The following is a 21,131-nucleotide window of genomic DNA, read 5'->3' as shown; positions in this document are numbered from 1 at the left end:
GCTAGGGAAGCTGCCAAAACCTGCCGCGAGGGATACCCATGTCCTATATCAGCCATATCGAGTTGGATGATGCCAACCTGCCGCCGCCCACGCCCGAGATCGAGCAGGAGCGCAAGGTGGCGATGTTCGATCTGATCGAAGAGAACTCATTCGCGCTGCCCGAACGCGAGGGTCGAGAGGTGCCCAAAGGGCCGTATCGCGTGGCGCTGTCGATTCGGGAAAAGCGGCTGGTCTTTGACATCCGCACCGAAAGCGACGAGCCAGCGGCGGAGTTTCATCTGTCGCTCAGCCCGTTCCGGCAGGTGGTCAAGGATTATTGGGCGATTTGCGAAAGCTATTTCGATGCGGTGAAAAACATGCCGCCCAGCCAGATCGAAACCATCGACATGGCCCGCCGTGGCATCCACAACGAGGGCGCGCGCATCCTTGAGGAGCGGCTTGAGGGCAAGGCCAGTGTCGACAATGACACCGCGCGGCGCCTGTTCACCCTGATCTGCGTTTTGCATTTCGGGGGCTGAGGCGGGGATGGTGCAGGAGCTTCCTCAATCGGTGCTCTTTTGCTGCGACCACAATGCCGTGCGCTCGCCCATGGCCGAGGGCATCATGAAGAAGTTTTACGGCACCGATACCTATGTGCAATCGGCCGGTGTCAAAAGCGATATGGAGATTGACGGGTTTTCCATCGCGGTCTGTGACGAGATCGGCGTGGAGCTGGCCCGGCACCGCACCCGCAGCTTTGACGAGATGGAGCAATGGGGCGATGACCTGTCATCCTTTGACCTGATCGTGGCGCTGAGCCCGGCAAGCCAGCGCCGCGCGCTGGAGCTGACGCGGGTGTTTCACCTTGAGGTGGTCTATTGGCCGATCATGGACCCGACGGGCCTTGGCGAGAGCCGGGAGGCCAAGCTGGATGCCTACCGGCAGACCCGCGATCAGATCATTTCCCATCTCACCGACCGCTGGGGCGACCCAAGGAGCGATACATGAGCACCGCAACGATCCAAGCCTATTTCGATGCCTTCAACCGTGGCGACGTGGCCGCGATGCTGGCCTGTTTGTCCGAGGATATCGCGCATTACGTCAACGAAGGCGAGGTGCGGACCGGCAAGGAGGCTTTCCGGTCGTTTTGCGAGCATATGAACCGCTGCTATCGTGAGAACCTCACCGATATGGTGATTTTCGAGGCGGAGGGCGGTACGCGCGGGGCGGCGGAATACGTGGTGAATGGCACCTATCTGGAAACCGATGAGGGGCTGCCCGATGCGAAGGGCCAGACCTATCGCCTTCCGGCGGGGTCGTTTTTCTCGCTTGAGAATGGGCTGATCACGCGGGTGGTGACCTATTACAACCTTGCCGATTGGATGCGACAGGTTTCCGAATGATCCGGGTGGAGCGGCTGACTGGTGCTGCGCTGGCCCGCGCGCTGGGGGATGTGGCGCGCCTGCGGATCAAGGTGTTCCGCGCCTGGCCCTATTTGTACGACGGCGATGCGGCCTATGAGGAGGCTTATCTGCAAACCTACCGCGACAGCGAGGATGCGATCCTTGTGGGCGCCTTTGACGGGGATCGTCTGGTGGGCGCGTCCACCGGCACACCGATGCAGGACCATGCCGAGGATTTCGCGGCGGCCTTTACGGGGCAGGATATCCCGCTCAGCGATATCTTTTACTGTGCCGAAAGCGTGCTCTTGCCCGAGTACCGCGGCCAAGGCATTGGCCATGCGTTTTTCGATGCCCGCGAAGATCACGCCCGCGCGTTGGGCCATCGCTACTCTGCCTTCTGCGGCGTGGAACGGCCCATAGATCACCCCTTGCGACCGATGGATTACCAACCGCTCGACCCCTTCTGGTGCAAGCGCGGCTATGCGCCGGTTGAGGGCGCCGTAGCCCAATTCGCGTGGAAAGACATCGACCAAGAGGTTGAAACCGACCACCCCCTGCAATTCTGGATGCGCCGCCTGTGACCTGATTGAGCGCGCTGTCGCGCGCGCTTGATATCTCGTCATCGGCCTTTGGCCTCTTCCTCGGGTGCCTCCGGCGGGAGTATTGTCAAGGCAAATAGTCAATTTTTATCAGTTACATGGCGAAGATGTGCTTTTCTAAACCACATTTCCACCCACGTTTTGTTATTGAGTGGATTTGTAATTGGCATTGTTCCGCTCGATTGATTTGGTACCCAGCCACAGGCAGTGAAGTGGTCCCATTTTTTGGACGAGTTGCGGCGTTTCTAAGGTGTATCAGGTTTAGGTTTCATGCTGCTTTTTGTTCTTCCAAGCCCAGCAGAAATGCGTCGTCGAGCGTCTGTCGGCCAAGTGCGCAATGCGGAATAAGGGCGTCAGGTATTTTAGAAGGTCATCCATTCCTTTATCATCCAACGGGCTTGGAAGCTGTCACTGATTTCTACTAGGGTCTGTGGACAATCAGGATTCCCATCTGGTCTGATTTCTGATTCAAGCTTCCAAAATGGCGGTTTGAATGAACGAACAGCGCTTTGTAGTGATGGATCATGTATGGCAGCGGATTGAGCCACATTTGCCGGGAAAGGCCAGCGACGCGGGTGCCACGGCAAAAGACAATCGACTGTTTCTGGAAGCTGTCTTCTGGCCCTGACGACGGACAAGAGGCATAGCGACACGTTATGACAAAACAGATTGCAGCTATACAGCCAATTGGAATCTCGCCGCTGTCTTGATTGCATCAAGATGAATGTCCACAGACCCTAGAATTAATTTCCGGGTTTTTCCGTAGTTTGAGATAAAGCCAAGTTGATTTGTATCGACAACGGTGATGTTCCCGCCACCGTTGAAGCTAAGTTTGACGCTATCACCAAGACGTGCTGATTGCGGAATTTTTGTCCGCTGTGAGCTTAACGGATGTCTTATGTATGAGTGGTTGCATGCGGTCTCGTGTGCACAGTTTTGCCCGGTCGAAAAATGTCGAGGCTTGCATTATGTGCCTTCGGATCAATCAGTTTGCGAAGTTAATCTGGATATTTCGGGAGTGTAACGCTGCAATTACGCCGCGCAGTACATTACCGTTGACGATACCTTCTTTGAGGGCTTCGTCGATTTCGGCATCTGGAATTGATGAGTCGCATATCTCCAAAATAACCCGGCGCCCGTTTTCCGCATCATATACCACTTGTTTGCGCCCCCCAAAGGAGGTTCGCAAGCCCACGAAATCAGAACTTGTTTTAGCGTGATAAACCATAATGGCCTCAAACCGTTAACAGCTCCGTAAAACTCGTTATCTGCGCGCGCGAGTCAATTAATCTAATGGGTGTCGCAAACGACTAAAGATCTGGTTTCCGTCTCATGCGCGCTTGGTTGACCGTTTACCGCTTGCATAAATCTACTTGTTAACCGCGAGGTGAGCTTTCTGATGCCTGATATTGATTTGACTAAACAAACCTCCGCGATTGATGCGTTCCAAGACGCTGTGCGGAACAGTCCTCCTGGTACTCGAATAATATATTGCCGCGGCGAATTTCTTGGAGGATCGCGCTTGGCACGCATCGCTCTGAAGTCTTTTGAATCAGGCCATGTTGAGCTTGTTCAGCGCAGAGATGTTCGCGGAAAGAAAGGTTTGTTCGAATTTATCGCTGTAAAAAAGGCAGGGGCGCTGTCATCTCTGGGGAGTAAGTTGGCGAAATGATCGCCTTGCTACTGTCTTTCCGCCCAACGTCTCTATCCTTGACTTTTTCCAACCGTTGACGCGTCATCGTTTGCTCGGGTTTTTTCTATAGTTAAAGCCTAGTCAGAGCACTTGAAGTACCTAAGTTCGTTTGATCGCTCAACTCGACACAAGACTTATTGCAAAATGCACTTGAGCTGCAACCCATTGCGTCCGACCCGACGTTTATGTTACCCGTACATTAATGACGCATCGCAAAATGCAGTCGAATATCACGTTCCCGTTCGCGTCAAACGAACACGCCCGCCTGAGAGAGGTGCGTGAGGTCGTCGATCCGGAACAGCGTGGTGATCGCTTTGTCCAGAAAATCGCAGAACGGGTCTCGAACCTATTTGGTACGCCGTCGTCGCTGGTGTCTGTCGTCGAGTCCGACCACCAATGGTTTCTGGCCAAAACGGGTATCGACTTGGAGACGATGCCGCGTGATTATTCGATCTGTTCGCGCGCGATCATGTCGGATCAGCCGTTGATACTTCCTGATACGCTTGAGCATCCTGAGTTCGCCAATCACCCTGCCGTCATGCTGTCGCCCAAGGTACGGTTTTTTGTCGGGGCTCCCATAATCCTGAGTTCCGGATTTCGAGTTGGGTGCGTATGCGCGATTGATGTCTCGCCCCATGACACGCCATCACAAGAGGCTATCCAAGAGCTTCAGGAACTCGCAGACCAAGTCGTGACACATCTTGAGCGGCAACATGCCAGTCGATCAGGTGGAAGCCAAAGCAGGCGGGATCAAATCGTTAATGATGCGCGGCAGGACTTTTTGGCTTTGGTAGGGCACGAATTCAGGACGCCTCTGACGGTGCTCTTGGGAAACGCCAAGCTTCTGGCAGGATACTTCTCGGGGGAGGTTCACATAGAGCCTCAGCAAAGAGATGAGTTTACACATCGATCACTTGCTGCAATTGTCTCATCGGGTGACCACCTGCACAGATTGATCGAACGCGTCATTCATTTTGCCAATTTGCAGAATGGAGAGCTATTCCTCGCAGAAGAAACCATCCCTTGCTCTGATTTTCTTCAGTCCGTTGTTGAACCCGTCGAACCCGTCGTCATAGCGGAGCAACGCACGGTCGAAACACGGTGCTCTGATGAAGTTCCGGCGATCCACGGGGACGGGGAACAACTGCTTCTGGCCTTGTCTTCATTGGTTGTTAATGCGGCCAAGCATGGCGAAGGAGACATCGAGTTATTCGCGGGGCTGGGTGAGGGGCACAAGTTACGATTGACATGCGCTGATCAAGGCCCGGGTTGTTCAGAGGAACAAATAAAGCGTTCAGGTCAACCATTTTCGGTTGGCGGTGATCTAGATAGGCGCTCGGTCAGCGGCCTCGGTTTGGGGCTGCCTTTGGCCAACAAGATCGCCGAGCTACACGGCGGAATGCTGCAAACCGGGAAAGACACAAAGCAATCCTGGGTGGAAATTGTCCTGCCGGGTTGGCGCTGTGGTGCATTGGCACGTTAGCGCGTCGCACAGGACGTGACTACCGGTTGTGCCATCGCCGCAATCTAACAACCCATTGACTTACTATGGTCTGAAAGGCATTCACTAGATTGAGCGGTGGACAGAGACGCAGAAGTCATATTGATGACCTGAAACAGCTTGATTGTTGTTTCGTAGCAAATGGTGTGCGCAGGATCAAAGCATCGAATCGCTGCCTTGGGCAGTGGTTTGATCGAATAATCAAGAGGCGTTTTATGATCTTTTTCGTTCTCTATCAAAGCGATGCGACCACAGATTTTCCCAGCGATGAGGATCATAAGATTTTGGAAACCGCATATCACCGCAACCGCGCGGACCAGATAACGGGGTATTTGGTCCGTACGCCAAACAAATATTACCAATATTTGGAGGGTCCCAGTGCAAAGCTTGATGCTTTGCTGCAGGATATCAAGTCTGATGTGCGCCACACTGATTTCGAGCTGATCCAGGACGGAGTTATCGCGCAGCGACGCTTTAGTAGCTGGACTATGGGTTATCACCTTATGTCCGATAAGGACCTTGATGAGTTTTATAGCTGGTTACACGAGGGTGAGGGATTTGGTGAGGTTCTGATTGCTTATATGGAGCAAATGGCACGGCAGCGGGAAGAGCAATTTAACCGCCCCGGTCTTCGCGGAGGCTGATTACTCTGTTCTATGAGATGTTAACCAACTCGTTGCACTGTTCATAGAATTTGTCCTCGGCCTCTGCTGACGGGTTGGTTTTGATGGGTTGCAGCAGGCGACAATGGTTGAACCAGTCGGCCCATTTCAGTTTTGCCCGGGATAGTCTTGACAACCGATGCCGGCTCGCGTTTGCTCGTGCACCGTATTACTGACGTGGCGCGGAATTTAGGGCTTGATTGGTCTGCCATGATGTTTCTCCTTCATGGTAAAAACCAAGTCAGAGGAGCGGAACAATTTCGTGACAGGCCCAGCTGGGCCAGATCATGACGAAAACTTTTGGCGGATGTTTGTATCTAAAGCGCATTTGCTAAGTTGATTTCGCACGTTTGTAATATATTTCTTCTGACTGTCGCCATTTGCCGTGCTGCCGCGCTCATAGCTTTCGCTTATCCTGAGATAAAGTGAAAGAGGTGTAATAATGAAAACTCGATTTGCCGCTGATAGAGCCACTGCGGTTGTTGTATCCAAAACTTGGGATGTGTTATCGGATTTCAATGAGTACCTCCCCGAATTCGATATTCCCTTTATGTTCGCGGACAGTCTAGAGGCGGTTCCGTACGATTTTCTGCGAGACTATCAAGCTACCTATGTCTTTGTCAGCATTGATGACTTTGGCGGTCCGACCATTGTGTACAACCAGCTTCGTGGCCTTCGTCAAAACATGCCAAACACAGCAGTCATATTGGTATCCAGTGAATTTGCCGTTGACGAATTTGGAACTCATCGTTTGATGCTGGCAGACGTTTCACTTCGCTTTCCGTTCTCCAAGTCGTCACTTTTATTCGCTTTGAACCAAGCACCAGTCAACCTTTCGACTTGGAGAGAGCGTGTCGCTTCTCAGGCACATTCTCCGACACCTCTTGATGTGAGTTCTCAAGAGGTTGTCACTCGCAGAAGCGCATTCGCAGCGTTGTGAACTCGGCTTTAGTGCTTTCAACTGCATCACGCAAATTCTGTTTGAGCTCAATAGGTGGTGCGGCCTCTTGGCTCAATATTGTTTCGTATATACGTGCGATTTCCGCAAGGCGCGTTGCTCCCATCATAGCTGCAGCGCCCGCAAGGTCGTGAAATAGGTGTGACAATTCAAGCAAATCTTCGTTGCTGGATGCTTCGAGAGATTTATGAGCATCCATTGCTTGATCCACAAGAGATTGTATTAAAGGCGCTAAGCCTGAAAATCCGTCCAATGCTAGAAGTTGGTCAATGATGTCCGTGTCCAAAACACCTGTTGAAGTAGCGGGAGGAGTTGGATCATTCTTAATTTTATCATTATAAAATTGGATTAGTTTCGTATGTAGACCCTGAGTTGTTAAAGGTTTTAATAGAAGGTCATTCATCCCGGAGCTTTTGAAAAATTCACTGTTTTGATCGACTGAGGAATCGGCGGTGAATGCAATGATATGCGCGTTCTGAGAAGAACTCTCTTTCCGGATCTCTCGTGCGACAGCGTAGCCATCAAGCTCGGGCATACCAATATCAAGGAGGATAACGTCAAAGAAAGTCCTTGAGGCTTTTTCCAAAGCCTCCTTGCCACCACTGGCTAATTCGTAACTGAGACCAAGCTTATCAAGCATTCGGCCCAGCAGATTAAGATTAAGGTTGTTATCATCGACGACCAATAGCTTCAGTGTTTTGGGGAGAGCAATCTCTGAGGGAGCTTCCGCTTTTTCAGCTGAACTTTCTCCAGACACAGCTAGCTGTATGGGAAAGGTGAACCAAAAGCTGCTTCCCTTGCCAAGCGCACTTTCAACGCCAAAGTTTCCTCCCATTACCGAAACAGCACGTTTGAATAGCCCCAGACCAAGCCCTGCACCCTGCCAGCTCGCACTGACCTGATCCGACTGTGTCATGTAGTCAGAAAAAATCATTCCTTGTTGTTCAGGGGTTATTCCGATGCCTGTGTCTATAACTTCTACGCGTAGTGTGTTCGGCTCGCCACTTGAGAGCAGTTTGACAGTTATCGTCCCGTTTTTGGTGAATTTTATCGCATTACTAAGCAAATTGCTTACAGAGTGTCGTAACAATTCGGCTTGTCCCAAAATGGTCATGTCAACATCGCTACCTAACTCGGTTAAGATCCTGTTTCCCTGATTAGCGGCTGCAGGTCTAAGCATCTCGACGACTTCGCGAATGACATCGCGCGGTGAGAATTCGGTTTTTTCCGCGACCAGTGGGTTAAGCTCTATTCCGACAAGCTTCATAGCATCGTCTGCATAACTCAAAGCGGCTTTTGAAGATTCTAAAGCAACATCGATCAACTTCTCACCTTCGGAGGTGAGATTTTGCTGCTTTGCGAGATCAAGTGCAGCGATCACGCCGTGCAAAGGGGTACGCATTTCATGGCTCATAACACTGAGCACCCGCGAATTTCGCGTTGCCTTTTTATGGGCTGCTATCCGGTCGCGTCGCAAAGCACGCATTGCGCGTTGTTCAAGAGCAATGCTTTGAACGATGAAGAGGTATGCGCTTCTGCCTGCGTCTTGTAGGTGCATCACCAATATTTCGACCGGAAATCGATTGCCGTATTTGTCAACAGCGATGTCCCTCACTGTTGTGCTGTGACCAGGCTCCAAGTCAATTTGTATGCATGCCTGATGCTCTGCCTTCCAATACTTGCGGCGCTTTCGAGGAAAAATCTTCCATATCTTGCGCCCCAAAGCTTCGGTTTCGGACCAACCCAAAAGTTTTTCGACAATTCTGTTCGAGCGAAGAATTGTTCCGTGTTTATCAGTCAACAAGAAGGCACGCGGAATTTGACGGATAAGCTGATCCTGCGAAGACAAGACTTTTTGCAATCTTGAGTATTGATTGCGTGAATCTTTCAGCATAGCCAAGAATGTGGCGCTAACGGCAATAAGAAGCGCAATGGCCAAGACTGATGCAGCAATGTTGAATTGCAGGTAGTTGCGAGCGGTACGGCTCTCAAAATCCGCACGCTGTGATAGAACGAGCAAGGTATCCACTGCGAGTTCACGTATGGGGACCTCAACTTCTGCAAGTAAGGTCATTGTCCGCTGAAGCGTTTGTCTATCTGGTACGTCGACAGTATCTAGGATGTGCGAGACTTCAGTCCGATTATTTTTTATAAGAGATATATAGTTCTCATAGTTGGCTGGAACGTCCTCTTTGGCCTCCAAAAGTTTGGCGTGGTTTGCTACTATATCGACGCGACTGTAGTAGATGTCGAAAGCCAAAATCACATCCGACCATTGCTCAGATGGGATTTTTTGCAAGCCAGGCTTTTCAGCTTCAAGTTCAGCCTGCAAAAGACTGGCTCTTAGTTTTTGGTAGTCAACCTCCAGCTGCGAGACGACCCATGTTTGATTATCGGAGACGTTGCCTGCGTTCAAAGCGTAGAAGCGGTACAAAGCTGCCTGACTGAATCCGAACGCCAAGATTTGTACGATCAATAGAATGACGGAAACAGACAACCAAACCTGCGCATTACGAGTGCCAGGGCGGAGATTTTTAAACATGGAACTTAGTCAGTCTTTAACCGCGTGCAGTTCGATGACCTGCCAAACGCTACTGGAGAAAACAAGTTCGCGCTGGAACTCCTCCGATTGGTCAAACGGAAACACAATCCACAAAGGCCCCTTCTCGCGACGACTAAAGGTTTCACCATCTCGTCGGGTGGCCACGATTGGGAACCTGTCGCCAATTAGCTTTGCGGGGATGATGGCCTTGTAATCATTGATAGCAACTGCCTCCACTGACTGGCCGTCCAAGCCAACGGTTGCCAGAACGTCCCTCAAAGAGGGCCCGGAAAATGCGATTTTACCCTCAGTCCAAATTGTTGTGGTTGTGAAACTGTTTTGGGTGAGGTGCTCCAAATCTGATCGGCTGAGTGCGATAACTTTATTGCCATTCTCTACCCGTAGCAACGTCAGCTCCTCGGCATGAAGCATCGGAATAGACGCGCAGCAAATCAGGATAGACGAAAGAAGCGCATAATAGCTACGCTTTAGTCTCCGGGCGAAGGTGTCCATCATAACACATGTTCCTAACTTTAATGCCGCCAGCACATCGCGCGCTGAAGTAGTGCCCATCCGCATGAACAATCGTTTTGCGAAAGTAAATTGCTCGAAATAACATTGCACATAAACCTAATGGTGCTCAATATATCTTAAGATACCTAAAGCACTTTATATAGATTCAAACGGGATTTGACGACTTGAAGTCCCGCTCCACTTCAAGGTTTAAATAATAAGATGAGGCGCGCAAATAATATCAAACTTAAAGCGGGCAAGACGAGAAAGTGGTTAACTGATGGCCGAAAATAACCCAATCTCCATTCTTCTTGTTGATGACCATTCACTGGTCACGGAATTGATCTCAAAGTATTTGCCATTACAAGGTGCTTTTGAGATTGATGTGGTTGGGTCGGCACGAGAATGTCATGAAAAAATTAAATCTATGGGTGCATTTGATGTTGTACTGCTCGACATTCTTTTGCCGGAACGACTCTCTTTGGATGGCGTTAGCGAAATTGTAAAAGCCAACGCTGAAGGCGCGGTCGTCCTTTTTTCAGGGAACGTAACGGAGGAGTTTGTCCACAAATGCCTTGATGTGGGCGCATTGGGCTTCATCCCCAAAACTCTTTCACTCAGGTCTCTTGCTAGTTCGATTACATTGGTCGCCTCTGGTGAGCCGTTTGTGCCAGCGGGTTTTTTTTCGACGAAAAGCTATACGCATACCGAGAGTGAGAGCGGGCTTAATGCCGATGAACTTGCCATCCTTGAAAAGCTGGGCCAAGGACTGGCAAATAAAGAGATCATGGCCTTGCTGAGCCTGACGGAATCTACAGTCAAAATGCGTGTTCGTTCTCTGTGCCGCAAATTGGGAGCGCGAAACAGAACACACGCTGTCATTGTAGCTCGAGAAGTCGGATTGCTCTGACCAGCCTCTAAATGGGCGACATTACGGTGAAATCTTAGTGCGGCGACAAATTTTTGGAAACTACGCTCTCGGTATTGAGCCTATACCCCACACCATATACTGTTTTAATTATTTCCGGTCCGAAGCCAACTTCGCCAAATTTTCGGCGCAGTCTTTTTACCTGGGTATCAACTGCCCGCCTATCTGACCGCGACGTATTGGTACCGACTGCCTCCATAAGCTCCTCACGCGATACAAGGCGATAGGAATTTTCATTCAGGACTTTTAGCACAGAAAGTTCCATCTTGGTCAATTGAACTGTCTGTCCAAGCAACTCCGCAATCAGAGTTCCGTCATCTAACTTAAGTGCCGGTGGACGGTTTGAGGCAGGTGTCATGTTGCCCTCCTCAACCCGTTCCGTATTCACGAAAAGGGTTACAGCTCGACTTATACGCTCTGCCATGACGCGCACTGTCATGTCCGCACGCAACACATCGACGGCGCCAGCCCTCAGCGCCAAAAGCTCCGTCACCTCATCATATTCGGCAAGGTACACAACGATGGGTTCCTCCGTGGACCGCGTCAAACATCCTCGGAGAGCGTCGTTGACATCAGAGTACTCATTCGCAACCAGAACTCTGACGTCCACCCTTCCACCGCGGCTTCCTACATCATTTAGACCAGGTTCAGTCGGGATTGTCCCAACCTGAACAAGACAACGCGCACGATTTATTGCTTCCGAAATCTTGCTGTTTGATTCATAGGAACTTGAAGCATTTTTGTAGTGATGCTTGATAGGTTGAACCGACATTAGATTGCTTCCTTACCAAAGGTCGTGCGCTATTGATTTGGCTATTTACGGATACCAAAAGGCAGAATTATTGTGTGCACTCTCATGAGAGAATCGGAAATCAATGGGGTCGCTATTGCGCAAAAGTTACCATGCTCAGAGTGATTGACTGGCTGTATGGTGTGGGCACATTCTTTCAAATCTAGGGCTATCGTTTGTGCCGCAAGCATTGGCGTCCCCGCAGCCCCAGAGGTTCGTGCGTGACGGCTGACCCGCCCCCCGAAACTCTCCGCGTTCTGATTTAGAGTCTGCTGAACCTTTTGAAGGAGCAAACGAATGCGAAAGAACCGTTTTACCGGCGCGCAGATCATCTGGATGATCAAGGAACAGGAAGCTGGAATGCCGACGGCCGAGGTGCGCCGCAAGAATTGCCTAAGTCAGGGCATCTTTTAAAAATACAAACCTAAGTATGGCGGCATGGAGGTTTCCGACATTGCCAAGATCAAGTCGTTGGAAGACGAGAATGCCAAGCTCAAGCGACTGCTGGCTGATTCGATGCGGGACAACGTGGTCCTGAAAAATTTGCTGGGAAAGAGCTGGCGACGCCGAATGCGTGGCGAGAGGCAGGGCGTCTCGCGATGTGGGATCATGATATCTCGCAACGACGGGCCTGCCGACTTGTCCATTGTCCCGAGAGCGGGGGCGATCCGAAGACGGTCCGGCGTGAACGCCAGCCGGACTGAACCTGTCACAGTTTGATGCTGCTCATTTGATAGCATTTATTGCAGCAAAGGAGACGAACTATGGGAACGAAACGAACGAATGCTGCGCTGATGCGGTGCGGTTCGCGCTGACGAGCGGGCTGACACGCAGGCGGGTTGCTTCAGATTTGGGTGTTGGCCTGTCGACGCTGAACAAATGGGTGACGGCACATCTGGAACTGATGTGGTGTCGGACAAGGAACTGGACCTTGTCTGACGTCAGCGGCAATGGGAAAGTTGAGGGTGATTTGATAAGAGAGGGTTTCTGGCACGTCGTAACCACCAAGGAGTGGATATGAGACAGAAACCCGGAATCAAGCAGAGCCACGGCGAGAAGGCCGTTAAGCTAAGGACATCCGCTGTGCGACCCGCAAACAGTATTCTGCAGAAGAGACGATCAGGATCGTGCTGGACGGCCTGAAGGGTGAGGACAGTATTGCAGAGCTGTGCCGCCGCCAAGGCATTGTCCAGAGCCTATATTACAGCTGGTCCAAGGAATTCCTCGAAGCTGGAAAGAAGCGCTTTATCACAAAGCGTCGCACGGTTCCGGACAATGCCTCGGGCGCGGATGGGAGCCGGTCAAAATAGAACAATTTTCGCTTCCATCCTTTTAACCCGCCGACGAAAAAGGGGCTGGCATTTCTCGTCTAGGGGGTGAAACGATCATTGAAGCCAGCCCCGTCCCAAGCTGGGGAGCTAGCAGGGGACACCAATAGCGTCCGATTTTTACAGACCCGCGTCGATGCAGTAAAAAGATAAAAGGGAAATCTTAAGAGAGTAAGTAGTTGTTCAACGGTGGCCAAGTTCTCGCGCACAAACGTCTGAACGATTAGGGTGGCACAAATACGCAACACGTCCAAAAATCTGCCAGACGCGATTGCCGCCATGACGGATGGCCCGAATTTCGATTTGGTTTTGCTGGATCCGCGGATGCCCGGTGTAAAAGGCCTCGACAGTCTGAAGCGGGTGATTGACATAGGCAGCGGGGCGCGGACCACCCTATTCACTGCAAATGCTGATCGCCACATCGTCAGGCGTGCGACCGAATTGGGTGTGCATGCTGTCATCCAGAATACGATACCGCTCAATTCTATCGAAAGCGTGCTGCGCCTAATCCTGTCTGGTCAGACCTTTTTGCACTCTTCGTTGATCGAAGCGCCAGCCACTGGCCGGGCAGCTAAGCCCTGATTGAGTTCGAGCGGCTGATCCTCAAATTTGCGGGTGAAGGGATGACCAACAAAAGCATCGCAAGTCAGATCGGTCTGAACGAGACAACCGTCAAGATACCCATGCGCGCCATCTACCGCAAACTCAAGGCGTCCAACCGTGTGCAGGCCTTTGTCATCACCGCAACAATGCCGTGATCGATTTCTGATCCCAGTTATCCTGCGGGCTTGCACTGCATCCCGTATTAGAGTTGAAAATTCCGCCATATCCGGTGGTTTCTTACCGGCCTTGATCGTGAAGCGTCTATAGGCTTAGATGCCCGGTCCCTTGGTGGAATGATCCAGTAACCCCAAAAGCATGTCCACCTGTTCAGAATCGAACGGTTTGCGCAGGACGGCGTTCATGCCTGCCTCAAGACACATCCTCTGATCCCTTTGGCTGGTATGAGCGGTCAGCGCCACCACAGGCAATTGGCTGCCCGCGGCATTGCTGCGAATGTGGCGTGTTGTTTCCAGACCATCCATGCCAGGCATGCTCAGGTCCATAAGCGCAACATCGAAGGTTTCGTCCTTTACCAGTTCCAGCGCCTCGGGGCCACTCGCGGCTTCGACCACACTGTAATTCCGGCGCTCCATCAGAACGCGGACAACCATTCGGTTGATAGCGTCATCGTCGACAACAAGGATCTTTCGCTGATTAACCATCGGCGTTATCGATCCGTCAATCGCGTCGAGCGAGAGGTTATGCCAACTCGATAGGGATCCATATCTCAAACCGTGTTCCTTCGTGCAGTTTGCTTTCGCAGGTGATGCTGCCTCCAAGCATTTTTGAGATTTCCTGCGCCACAGACAGCCCAATTCCCATTCCGCAATAGGATCTTGTAAAGGACGCTTCAACCTGTTCGAAGGGCATGAAAATACGCTCTAGCTCTGACTCTTTGATCCCGATACCTGTATCGCTTATAGTGATCTTAAGCAATTTGCGCTCGTCCTGCTGTAGAATTTCTGAATTCAGCGAAATCCCGCCGTCCTTGGTGAACTTGATCGCGTTTTCCATAATCTTCGAGATTATCTGCGACAGGCGTTCAGGATCAGATACGATCATCGTGCTGCCATCGCCAAGTCCTGTGCGCTGGAAATCCAGTCCGGCATTCCGGGCAAGGCTTTTATAGAGCGCCTCCATCTCACGCAACTTTGCTTCGATATCGAACGGCATCTTCTTAAGCTGGATAGACCCGGTTGTGCCCTCGGCGAAATCCACCATGTGATCGACCAGCCCGTTCAATGCTCTTGCCGACGTCCACGCCACATCCAGATATTTGTCAAAGTCCTCGTCGTCCCTTTGCTCGCGGCAGATTGTCAGCATGCCTAACACTCCGCTTAACGGCGTGCGCAGTTCATGCCCGGCGATCACCAGAAAGTCGCTCTTGCGCTTATTCTCTTCCTCTTCCAGCCTCAGCGCCTCCCGCAGTTTGTTGTCCGAGCTGCGCACTTGGTTGATCATCGACTTCAGCGACTCGTTGAGTTTACACATCTCGGTCGAAGAGCTTTCCTCGTAGGGCAGGGTGACGGTGTAATCCCCGTCGCTGATCTTGCTACTTATCTCGGTGAACCGCCGGACCGGACGAGCAAGTCTGCGGGATACCACCCATCCTGCGCTACCCAGAAGGACGGCCATCGACAACGCCAATAGATAAGATTTCGACAGGCTGCCATTCACTGCGTCCGACAATTCATAGATCGGCTGCGGGACCATCACAGGCCAGCCAGTCTCTGGAACAAAGGTGATCCCCGCGATCATGTCCATCTGCATGGGAGGTGAAAAGAAAACCTCGACGCCGGTTTCGCGGTTCAGCATCCGCCGCACTGCCGAGATACCTGAGGCATCCACCATGTTCTCTTCGACCTTGGGGGATGGGTGCGCAACGGCGCGCCCGTACTGGTCAAAGATCGCCGAATGTCCGAATTCGCCAAAGGCGATCGCCTGCTGAATCTCCTTGATATAATCGGTATTCATATAGCCGATCGCCAACCGCTGATCTGGGAGTTCGTATCCCAAAATAAAGTATCTTTCGCCGCGGATCTGCTGCAGCCCCGAGATCTGAACCCCGTTCAGCATCGCGTCGGGGGACAAGCGCAGATCATCCAGTACCACTTCCTCCGGCAGAGGTAGATCCTTACCAACCCTAATGCGTGGCGCTGACACCTCCCCGAAAGCCGGCAATAGAACCATGCTCTCCACATTCAGCGTATTCAGCAAAGTTAGATGGATGTCTCGCGTGATCTGACTGTCATTGTTGCTGATTTCTTGGGCTGCATGAGCAAACACGCGCGCAACGTCGGTGACATAGCGTGATAGCGATAGCGACATGTTTTGCGCGATCACAAGGTGCTTTTCCTGCGTCCGCTCAATTTCGGTACTCATAAAGGTGCGATAGTTCCATAACTGGATAACCGTCGCGAAAATAGCAATCGCCATCACAAGCATCGCTGCAATTTGTCGTTGCAGTGGCCAGATCCATCTCTTGGTACGGGTCAATTCCGCGCCGCGGCTAGACAATTCGGAAATCTGGCGTTTGGGGTTTTTTATATGCGCGCTCACGACGCCTCCTGCGATTTGTTAGCTTTTCAATAAACTATAGGTGTTGTTCGAACAGAGCGGACGGTCTGATGCTGTATTAGACCAAAGTCCCATACTCCTTTGTGCTCGTACCAGTTTCTGTCCAAAAGACCCGGTCGCGCCCTGTCGACGGTCCCAGTGCCGTCACCGACGAAAGTCGGAACTTTGATCCGACATAGCGTGGAGGGCTGATCCCCGGCTTTGCGTCATAAGCTTTGGGAAACGTCTAACCCAAAGGAGCACATGACATGGCCCGATCCTCTGCACGACAGTCTGAAAAGGATGCACGCCTTGCCCGCCTGACAGCAGGGCTGCGGCCGGTGTTTCTTTACGTCTTTGGTTTGTCCGGGATCATCAACATCCTGGCGCTGACCGGTGCATTCTACATGATGCAGATCTATGATCGCGCTTTGATGAGCGGCAGCATACCCACGCTCGCGCTGATCTCAGTGCTGGCACTGGGCCTCTACATGTTCCAAGGGGGTCTGGATGTGATCCGGTCGCAAATCCTGCATCGGGTCGGGGCGCGCTTCGATACCAAGGTCGCGCCGGATATACACCGCATGAGTATCGACATGCCGCGCTATGGGTTTTCCGTGGCAGAGGCGATGGAGCGCGGCCGCACCGTCGACACCCTGCGCAACTTCTTCGGGGGACCTGCGCTCGTGTCGCTGTTCGATCTGCCGTGGATGCCGGTGTTTCTGGCCTTTGTTTTCGTGCTCCACCCGTATCTCGGGGCGCTGGCCATCGGCGGTGCTGTGGTACTGACGCTGATGACTGTCCTGACCGAACTGATGACCCGCAAAGCCAATGCCCAGGTCAGCCGCGCCGCCGTCCAGCGCAGCTCGGTGGCCGAAGCCAACGCCCGCAACGCGGATGTTATCAAGGCGATGGGTTTCTCGTCGCAGGCTCTGGCCCAGTTCGAAAAGGCCAACGAAGCGCACCTGTCTCTGCAGTCCGGCTCCAGCGACGTGACCCGCACCGTGGGCGCCCTGTCCAAGGTGCTGCGCATGATGCTGCAATCGGCAGTGCTGGGCCTGGGCGCCTATCTCACGATCATGGGCGAGATGACAGCGGGCGCGATTATCGCCGCCTCGGTTGCTTCGGCCCGTGCTCTTGCGCCGATTGACTCGACTATCGCGAACTGGAAGAACTTGATCGCCGCTCGCAACGCAATGTCTACGGTTCGCCAAACGATGGCGGCCCTCCCCGAGGAAACAAACCCTCTGCAGATGCCCGATCCCAAGCGGTGCTTCTCGGCCGAAGGAATCACTGTTGTGGCCCCCGGATCCGGTCGTGTGCTGTTGTCGGATGTGACCATTCAGCTCGAAGCAGGGCAAGCGCTTGGCCTAATCGGTCCCAGTGGCGGCGGTAAATCCTCGCTGATGCGGGCGATGGCTGGTGTCTGGCCTGTTCTGCGCGGCCATGTCCGCTTGGATGGTGCGGATCTGGTGCAATGGGGCGAAGACGCGATTTCGCGCAGCTTCGGCTACCTGCCGCAAGACTACACTCTCTTCGATACGACGATTGCCCGAAACATTTCGCGCCTCGCCGATCCCGACCCCGAAAAGGTCATTGCGGCGGCACGCGCAGCGGGCGTTCATGAGATGATCCTCGCCATGCCTGACGGCTACGAAACCGAACTGGGGTCGAACGCCACTAGCCTGTCGGGCGGTCAACGCCAGCGTATCGCCCTGGCGCGGGCCCTCTATGGCGATCCGTTCGTTGTGCTGCTGGACGAGCCGAACTCGAACCTCGACGCCGAGGGTGAGCGCGCGGTCAGCCAGGCGATCCAGAGCATTCGTGATCGTGGCGGTATCGTGATCGTCGTCGCCCACCGCCCGAGCGCGCTCGAGAACGTCGATCTGGTGGGTGTTGTTCAGGATGGCGCGCTCAGCCGCTTTGGCCCCAAATCCGAGATCATGCGCGTCAAGCCGGCCCCTGTGCATTCCGCCAAGCCCCTCCGTGAAACGAGCGCCACCATGCAGGCTGCCCCGACGCCAGAGGACACCGGGACATGATCGAGGTAAACTCAGCCAAAAAGGTCCTGACGCCAGGCAAAGAGCGTCTGACCGCGATGGAGGGAATCCGCCAGACGGTGACGGCCATTCCCAAGCGCAAGATCGGCATGGGTGTGACGGTGCTGTTTGGCCTGGTCGCCTACATCAAAACCTTGTTCGGCGGGTCCGAGGTTGCGGCGCAATCCGCATCTGAGGAGCCCCTTCTAGGTGACGATGGCGCGGCACCCATCTGCGAGACGGACAATTCGTCGGCCGACAACAGCGGTCGTATGTCCTATGGAAACGCCGATCTGTTTGAGGCCTCTGCTCGGGCTGATCAGGACGGCGCGGCTCCGGCGTTGGCACAATCTACGCCATCATCGGTCTTGTCGCCATCAAATTCCAGTCTTCAACCCACACTACCTACTTTCCAGTTCTCGTCATCTGCAGCCGCCGCCCCGTCCGGTACTGAACCTGGCGGCGGTACGGGCAGCGTAATACCGCCATTCGGCGGAGGCAACGGCCCGGCAGGTCCGGGCGGTGGCGGCGGGGGCACTACCCCATCTCCGCAGGAAGACAATGAACCTGACGAGCAAGAAGATGATGATGATCTGCCCGGGGTGGAAGACGACGGCGATCAGCCAGCTGAAGACCCAGTAGTCAACCAGGAAGAGGAGCGCGAAGAAGAGGAATGCGAGAAAGATGCGGACTGCCATGACGCCACGGATTGCGGCGACAAGGATGACCACTCGGATGGCTCCAACGCCCATGACGAGACATCCTGCGATGATGCCGCCGAGGACGACTACGCGTCCGAAACCTGCGACCAGCACGATGCAGCCAATGACGATTGCCTCGACGATCCGATGATGGCGCGTGGTGATATCGTCTATGGTTTGGATACGCCTGACCATATCGAAGGCGGCGAGGACGCGGATCTCGTTTACGGAGGCGAGGGGTCCGATGATCTAGTCGGATATGCGGGCGATGACTTCTTGATCGGCGCAGATGGCAACGACACCGTAAATGGTGGTGACGGGGATGACCGCATTGCAGGTGGCCATGGTGAAGACCGCCTTCATGGAGGGGCCGGGGATGACATCCTGACCGGCGGATTGGATAATGATGTTCTCCAGGACGGGCACGGTGCAGACCTCCTTTTCGGTGATGCGGGCAATGACACCATTCTCCTCGCTGATGATCTGGAGGCTGATCAGGTTTACGGGGGTACGGGTGACGACATCCTTGACCTGGCAGCCTCGGCTCGGGACGCACATGTGGATATGGCGGCCGGCACGGTCACGCGGGCTGACGGCCCCACTGATACCTTCGATGGTATCGAGATTTTTACGGCGGGTGATGGGGCAGAGGTTTTCGATCTTTCCGGCTTCTTCACGCCTTCGAGCGCCAGCGTATCTGAAACCGTTTTCCAGATCCGCGACTTCAGTCACGAGGATACGTTGGTTCTTGCCGACGATATCCGTCTTGCTCTGTCCGACCTGCAACAGGTCGATGACAAGCGCGATTTCAAGAACGATGGCTCTGATTTCGAGGCGCGCATCACGTCCTTCGAGCCGGAAGCCGCGGCCGAGGAAAATGGGCGTCCCGGCTTCCGCCAGGATGAGCAGGATGAGCTGATGATCCGCAGGATTGATCTGCGTCTCGAGCAAGATGCGGGCGACGCCGAAATAGAACTCTGGGTCTCAAGTGACCTGGGCCACAAGCAATCAGACGACTTCACGTCGTGAGCAGGAGAGAATCGATGTCACGTATGATCAAAGACCCGAGTGCCGCCAAAGATGCGATTTATTCCATCCGTGGCCGCGTCATCGTCGGTATGTTAATGGCCGGGCTTCTGGTCGCCGCCGTGTTCGGCTGGGCTGCAAATGCCAATTTGGTCAGCGCGGTTGTCGTCAGCGGTGAGGTTTCCGTTGATCGCGACCTGCGTGTGGTCCAGCATCGCGATGGCGGCATCGTCAAGGACATTCCCGTCAGCGCCGGTGATCACGTCAAGGCGGGCGACATCGTCTTGCGACTGGATGATACATCCGCCCGGACCGAACGTGCCATCCTTCATGGCAAGATCGCTGAACTGGCCATTCGCAAAAGCCGGCTTGAGGCGCAGCGCGATCTGCGCGAGGAATTCTCGATGCCTACGGGTCTGGACGAGTTGATTGTGCCTCCCGCCGCACTACGAGCAATTTATGTCGGTGAGCATCGGATCTTCGAGGGCAACGTCTCGTCCTTCTTCAGCCGCAAGGAACAGATCGAGCTCGGGATCGAGCAGGTCCGCACCGAAATCGACGGCCTCGAAGCGCGCCTCGACGCCAAGCAGGATGAAATCACCTTGGTGCAGGCCGAAAGCGCTCGCGTCGAAGACCTCTCCGAGCGTCGCCTGACCGTGCGCAACGTCGCCTTCTCGATCGAGCGTGACAATGTACGGCTGCGCGGCGAACGTGGCGAGATCCTCTCGGCGCTCGGTCGTGCTCGCAGCCGGGTCAGCGAACTTGAACTGGAAATCCTCTCCATGCAGGAAAAACTACGCACTGACGCTCAGCGCGAACTGCGCGAGATCGAAACACAGCTATCGGAACTCAACGAAAAGCGCTTCGTGATCGAAGATACCCTTTCGCGCACCGTAATCCGGGCACCGATCTCGGGCCTGATCAACGATCTTAACGTCAACTCCGTGGGCGGCGTCATCAGCCCCGCCGAGATCTTGGCGACGATTGTCCCCGAAGAGGCCGAGCTGGTCTTCACTGCACGTGTCCCGGCAGTGTCCATTGAACAGGTCGAAACCGGATATACGGCCCGGATGCGCTTTGTCGCGTTCGACCAAAACGAAACCCCCGAGATCGAGGGCACCGTGTCCTACGTGGCCGCTGCCGCAACAAGTGACCCCAAGATGCCGGGTGATTTCTACTCTATCAAGGTGGATGTGTCCGACGAACAGCTAGCCCTCTTGGGGGGCAAGGAATTGCGCCCGGGCATGCCGGTCGAAGTCTATGTCACCACCGCCGAACGCACGGCGCTCTCCTATCTCGTCAAGCCCTTC

Annotated in this window: 21 protein-coding genes and 3 pseudogenes; 18 read left to right on the top strand and 6 right to left on the bottom strand. The window is 53.6% G+C overall.

Going from position 1 to position 21,131, the window contains the following annotated elements; translation table 11 throughout:
* The first annotated feature begins 38 nt into the window (after positions 1 to 38).
* From QZ498_RS01240 to QZ498_RS01220, 5 genes are all read left to right on the top strand, one after another.
* Complete coding sequence (locus QZ498_RS01240) at positions 39 to 518, top strand: UPF0262 family protein (RefSeq protein ID WP_294619426.1); 480 nt, start codon at positions 39 to 41, stop codon at positions 516 to 518.
* Positions 519 to 525: 7 nt separating this feature from the next.
* Entirely contained in the window at positions 526 to 987 is a 462-nt protein-coding gene (locus tag QZ498_RS01235; protein WP_294619424.1) for a low molecular weight phosphatase family protein, read from the top strand.
* Positions 984 to 1,382 carry a ketosteroid isomerase-related protein gene (locus tag QZ498_RS01230; RefSeq protein ID WP_294619422.1) on the top strand — a complete coding sequence of 133 codons (399 nt, stop codon included), beginning with the start codon at positions 984 to 986 and terminating at the stop codon, positions 1,380 to 1,382. Before QZ498_RS01235 ends, QZ498_RS01230 begins: the two co-directional genes overlap by 4 nt.
* Complete coding sequence (locus tag QZ498_RS01225) at positions 1,379 to 1,963, top strand: GNAT family N-acetyltransferase (RefSeq protein ID WP_294619420.1); 585 nt, start codon at positions 1,379 to 1,381, stop codon at positions 1,961 to 1,963. The genes QZ498_RS01230 and QZ498_RS01225 overlap by 4 nt, the downstream gene beginning before the upstream one ends.
* Positions 1,964 to 2,474: 511 nt before the next feature.
* Positions 2,475 to 2,609: a hypothetical protein gene (locus QZ498_RS01220; protein WP_294619418.1), complete on the top strand. Its 135-nt coding sequence runs from the start codon at positions 2,475 to 2,477 to the stop codon at positions 2,607 to 2,609.
* A 357-nt stretch (positions 2,610 to 2,966) separates the two neighbouring features.
* Here QZ498_RS01220 and QZ498_RS01215 read toward each other — a convergent pair whose 3' ends face one another.
* Complete coding sequence (locus QZ498_RS01215) at positions 2,967 to 3,209, bottom strand: hypothetical protein (RefSeq protein WP_294619416.1); 243 nt, start codon at positions 3,207 to 3,209, stop codon at positions 2,967 to 2,969.
* A 171-nt stretch (positions 3,210 to 3,380) separates the two neighbouring features.
* Between QZ498_RS01215 and QZ498_RS01210 the strand changes: the two genes are divergently transcribed.
* The 4 genes from QZ498_RS01210 to QZ498_RS01195 all read left to right on the top strand — a co-directional run bounded on the left by QZ498_RS01210 (position 3,381) and on the right by QZ498_RS01195 (position 6,777).
* Positions 3,381 to 3,653: a hypothetical protein gene (locus QZ498_RS01210; protein WP_294619414.1), complete on the top strand. Its 273-nt coding sequence runs from the start codon at positions 3,381 to 3,383 to the stop codon at positions 3,651 to 3,653.
* Positions 3,654 to 3,891: 238 nt separating this feature from the next.
* Positions 3,892 to 5,157, top strand: a complete 1,266-nt coding sequence (locus tag QZ498_RS01205; protein WP_294619412.1) for a GAF domain-containing sensor histidine kinase — start codon at positions 3,892 to 3,894, stop codon at positions 5,155 to 5,157.
* 233 nt (positions 5,158 to 5,390) lie between these two features.
* Entirely contained in the window at positions 5,391 to 5,819 is a 429-nt protein-coding gene (locus QZ498_RS01200; RefSeq protein WP_294619410.1) for a BLUF domain-containing protein, read from the top strand.
* Between the two features lie 460 nt (positions 5,820 to 6,279).
* A complete protein-coding gene (locus QZ498_RS01195) occupies positions 6,280 to 6,777 on the top strand; it encodes a hypothetical protein (RefSeq protein ID WP_294619408.1) in 498 nt (165 codons plus the stop codon).
* Here QZ498_RS01195 and QZ498_RS01190 read toward each other — a convergent pair.
* Together QZ498_RS01190 and QZ498_RS01185 are read right to left on the bottom strand one after the other, a co-directional pair.
* Positions 6,746 to 9,337: an ATP-binding protein gene (locus QZ498_RS01190; RefSeq protein ID WP_294619406.1), complete on the bottom strand. Its 2,592-nt coding sequence runs from the start codon at positions 9,335 to 9,337 to the stop codon at positions 6,746 to 6,748. The two genes, QZ498_RS01195 and QZ498_RS01190, sit on opposite strands and share 32 nt — an antisense overlap.
* A gap of 9 nt (positions 9,338 to 9,346) precedes the next feature.
* Positions 9,347 to 9,853: an oxidoreductase gene (locus QZ498_RS01185; RefSeq protein ID WP_294619404.1), complete on the bottom strand. Its 507-nt coding sequence runs from the start codon at positions 9,851 to 9,853 to the stop codon at positions 9,347 to 9,349.
* Positions 9,854 to 10,130: 277 nt separating this feature from the next.
* Here QZ498_RS01185 and QZ498_RS01180 point away from each other — a divergent pair, with 277 nt between their 5' ends.
* The gene (locus QZ498_RS01180) at positions 10,131 to 10,760 is read left to right on the top strand and encodes a response regulator transcription factor (RefSeq protein WP_294619402.1); all 630 of its coding nucleotides are present in this window, start codon (positions 10,131 to 10,133) and stop codon (positions 10,758 to 10,760) included.
* A gap of 34 nt (positions 10,761 to 10,794) precedes the next feature.
* Here QZ498_RS01180 and QZ498_RS01175 read toward each other — a convergent pair whose 3' ends face one another.
* The gene (locus tag QZ498_RS01175) at positions 10,795 to 11,550 is read right to left on the bottom strand and encodes a winged helix-turn-helix domain-containing protein (RefSeq protein WP_294619400.1); all 756 of its coding nucleotides are present in this window, start codon (positions 11,548 to 11,550) and stop codon (positions 10,795 to 10,797) included.
* Positions 11,551 to 11,865: 315 nt separating this feature from the next.
* Here QZ498_RS01175 and QZ498_RS01170 point away from each other — a divergent pair.
* The 5 genes and pseudogenes from QZ498_RS01170 to QZ498_RS01150 form a co-directional block, all read left to right on the top strand.
* A pseudogene (locus tag QZ498_RS01170) lies at positions 11,866 to 12,269 on the top strand (transposase); the annotation flags it as partial.
* Between the two features lie 41 nt (positions 12,270 to 12,310).
* Positions 12,311 to 12,454: pseudogene (locus tag QZ498_RS01165) on the top strand (IS3 family transposase); the annotation flags it as partial.
* A 131-nt stretch (positions 12,455 to 12,585) separates the two neighbouring features.
* Positions 12,586 to 12,812, top strand: a pseudogene (locus tag QZ498_RS01160) (transposase); the annotation flags it as partial.
* A 312-nt stretch (positions 12,813 to 13,124) separates the two neighbouring features.
* Positions 13,125 to 13,478: a response regulator gene (locus QZ498_RS01155; RefSeq protein WP_294619398.1), complete on the top strand. Its 354-nt coding sequence runs from the start codon at positions 13,125 to 13,127 to the stop codon at positions 13,476 to 13,478.
* Complete coding sequence (locus QZ498_RS01150) at positions 13,475 to 13,654, top strand: helix-turn-helix transcriptional regulator (protein WP_367117613.1); 180 nt, start codon at positions 13,475 to 13,477, stop codon at positions 13,652 to 13,654. Before QZ498_RS01155 ends, QZ498_RS01150 begins: the two co-directional genes overlap by 4 nt.
* A gap of 114 nt (positions 13,655 to 13,768) precedes the next feature.
* Here QZ498_RS01150 and QZ498_RS01145 read toward each other — a convergent pair whose 3' ends face one another.
* Complete coding sequence (locus QZ498_RS01145) at positions 13,769 to 14,161, bottom strand: response regulator (protein ID WP_294619395.1); 393 nt, start codon at positions 14,159 to 14,161, stop codon at positions 13,769 to 13,771.
* A 37-nt stretch (positions 14,162 to 14,198) separates the two neighbouring features.
* On the bottom strand, positions 14,199 to 16,058 hold the full coding sequence (locus tag QZ498_RS01140; protein WP_294619393.1) for an ATP-binding protein: 1,860 nt from the start codon (positions 16,056 to 16,058) through the stop codon (positions 14,199 to 14,201).
* A 266-nt stretch (positions 16,059 to 16,324) separates the two neighbouring features.
* Between QZ498_RS01140 and QZ498_RS01135 the strand changes: the two genes are divergently transcribed.
* From QZ498_RS01135 to QZ498_RS01125, 3 genes are all read left to right on the top strand, one after another.
* Positions 16,325 to 18,097, top strand: coding sequence for a type I secretion system permease/ATPase (locus QZ498_RS01135; RefSeq protein WP_294619391.1), 1,773 nt, complete (start codon positions 16,325 to 16,327; stop codon positions 18,095 to 18,097).
* The gene (locus tag QZ498_RS01130; RefSeq protein ID WP_294619389.1) at positions 18,094 to 19,824 is read left to right on the top strand and encodes a calcium-binding protein; all 1,731 of its coding nucleotides are present in this window, start codon (positions 18,094 to 18,096) and stop codon (positions 19,822 to 19,824) included. The genes QZ498_RS01135 and QZ498_RS01130 overlap by 4 nt, the downstream gene beginning before the upstream one ends.
* 14 nt (positions 19,825 to 19,838) lie before the next feature.
* On the top strand, positions 19,839 to 21,131 hold a 1,293-nt coding region (locus QZ498_RS01125; RefSeq protein WP_294619387.1), incomplete at its 3' end, for an HlyD family type I secretion periplasmic adaptor subunit.

It is taken from the genome of uncultured Roseovarius sp., assembly GCF_913057115.1.
Taxonomy (GTDB): Bacteria; Pseudomonadota; Alphaproteobacteria; order Rhodobacterales; family Rhodobacteraceae; genus Roseovarius.
The sequence above is the reverse complement of the archived record's forward strand: the minus strand, read 5'-3'. Positions and strand labels throughout refer to the sequence as shown.

Coding starts and splice junctions, on each gene's coding strand:
- QZ498_RS01240 (WP_294619426.1), top strand. CDS start 39: ATGTCCTATATCAGCCATATCGAGTTGGATGATGCCAACCTGCCGCCG.
- QZ498_RS01235 (WP_294619424.1), top strand. CDS start 526: ATGGTGCAGGAGCTTCCTCAATCGGTGCTCTTTTGCTGCGACCACAAT.
- QZ498_RS01230 (WP_294619422.1), top strand. CDS start 984: ATGAGCACCGCAACGATCCAAGCCTATTTCGATGCCTTCAACCGTGGC.
- QZ498_RS01225 (WP_294619420.1), top strand. CDS start 1,379: ATGATCCGGGTGGAGCGGCTGACTGGTGCTGCGCTGGCCCGCGCGCTG.
- QZ498_RS01220 (WP_294619418.1), top strand. CDS start 2,475: ATGAACGAACAGCGCTTTGTAGTGATGGATCATGTATGGCAGCGGATT.
- QZ498_RS01215 (WP_294619416.1), bottom strand. CDS start 3,209: ATGGTTTATCACGCTAAAACAAGTTCTGATTTCGTGGGCTTGCGAACC.
- QZ498_RS01210 (WP_294619414.1), top strand. CDS start 3,381: ATGCCTGATATTGATTTGACTAAACAAACCTCCGCGATTGATGCGTTC.
- QZ498_RS01205 (WP_294619412.1), top strand. CDS start 3,892: ATGCAGTCGAATATCACGTTCCCGTTCGCGTCAAACGAACACGCCCGC.
- QZ498_RS01200 (WP_294619410.1), top strand. CDS start 5,391: ATGATCTTTTTCGTTCTCTATCAAAGCGATGCGACCACAGATTTTCCC.
- QZ498_RS01195 (WP_294619408.1), top strand. CDS start 6,280: ATGAAAACTCGATTTGCCGCTGATAGAGCCACTGCGGTTGTTGTATCC.
- QZ498_RS01190 (WP_294619406.1), bottom strand. CDS start 9,337: ATGTTTAAAAATCTCCGCCCTGGCACTCGTAATGCGCAGGTTTGGTTG.
- QZ498_RS01185 (WP_294619404.1), bottom strand. CDS start 9,853: ATGATGGACACCTTCGCCCGGAGACTAAAGCGTAGCTATTATGCGCTT.
- QZ498_RS01180 (WP_294619402.1), top strand. CDS start 10,131: ATGGCCGAAAATAACCCAATCTCCATTCTTCTTGTTGATGACCATTCA.
- QZ498_RS01175 (WP_294619400.1), bottom strand. CDS start 11,550: ATGTCGGTTCAACCTATCAAGCATCACTACAAAAATGCTTCAAGTTCC.
- QZ498_RS01145 (WP_294619395.1), bottom strand. CDS start 14,161: ATGGTTAATCAGCGAAAGATCCTTGTTGTCGACGATGACGCTATCAAC.
- QZ498_RS01135 (WP_294619391.1), top strand. CDS start 16,325: ATGGCCCGATCCTCTGCACGACAGTCTGAAAAGGATGCACGCCTTGCC.
- QZ498_RS01130 (WP_294619389.1), top strand. CDS start 18,094: ATGATCGAGGTAAACTCAGCCAAAAAGGTCCTGACGCCAGGCAAAGAG.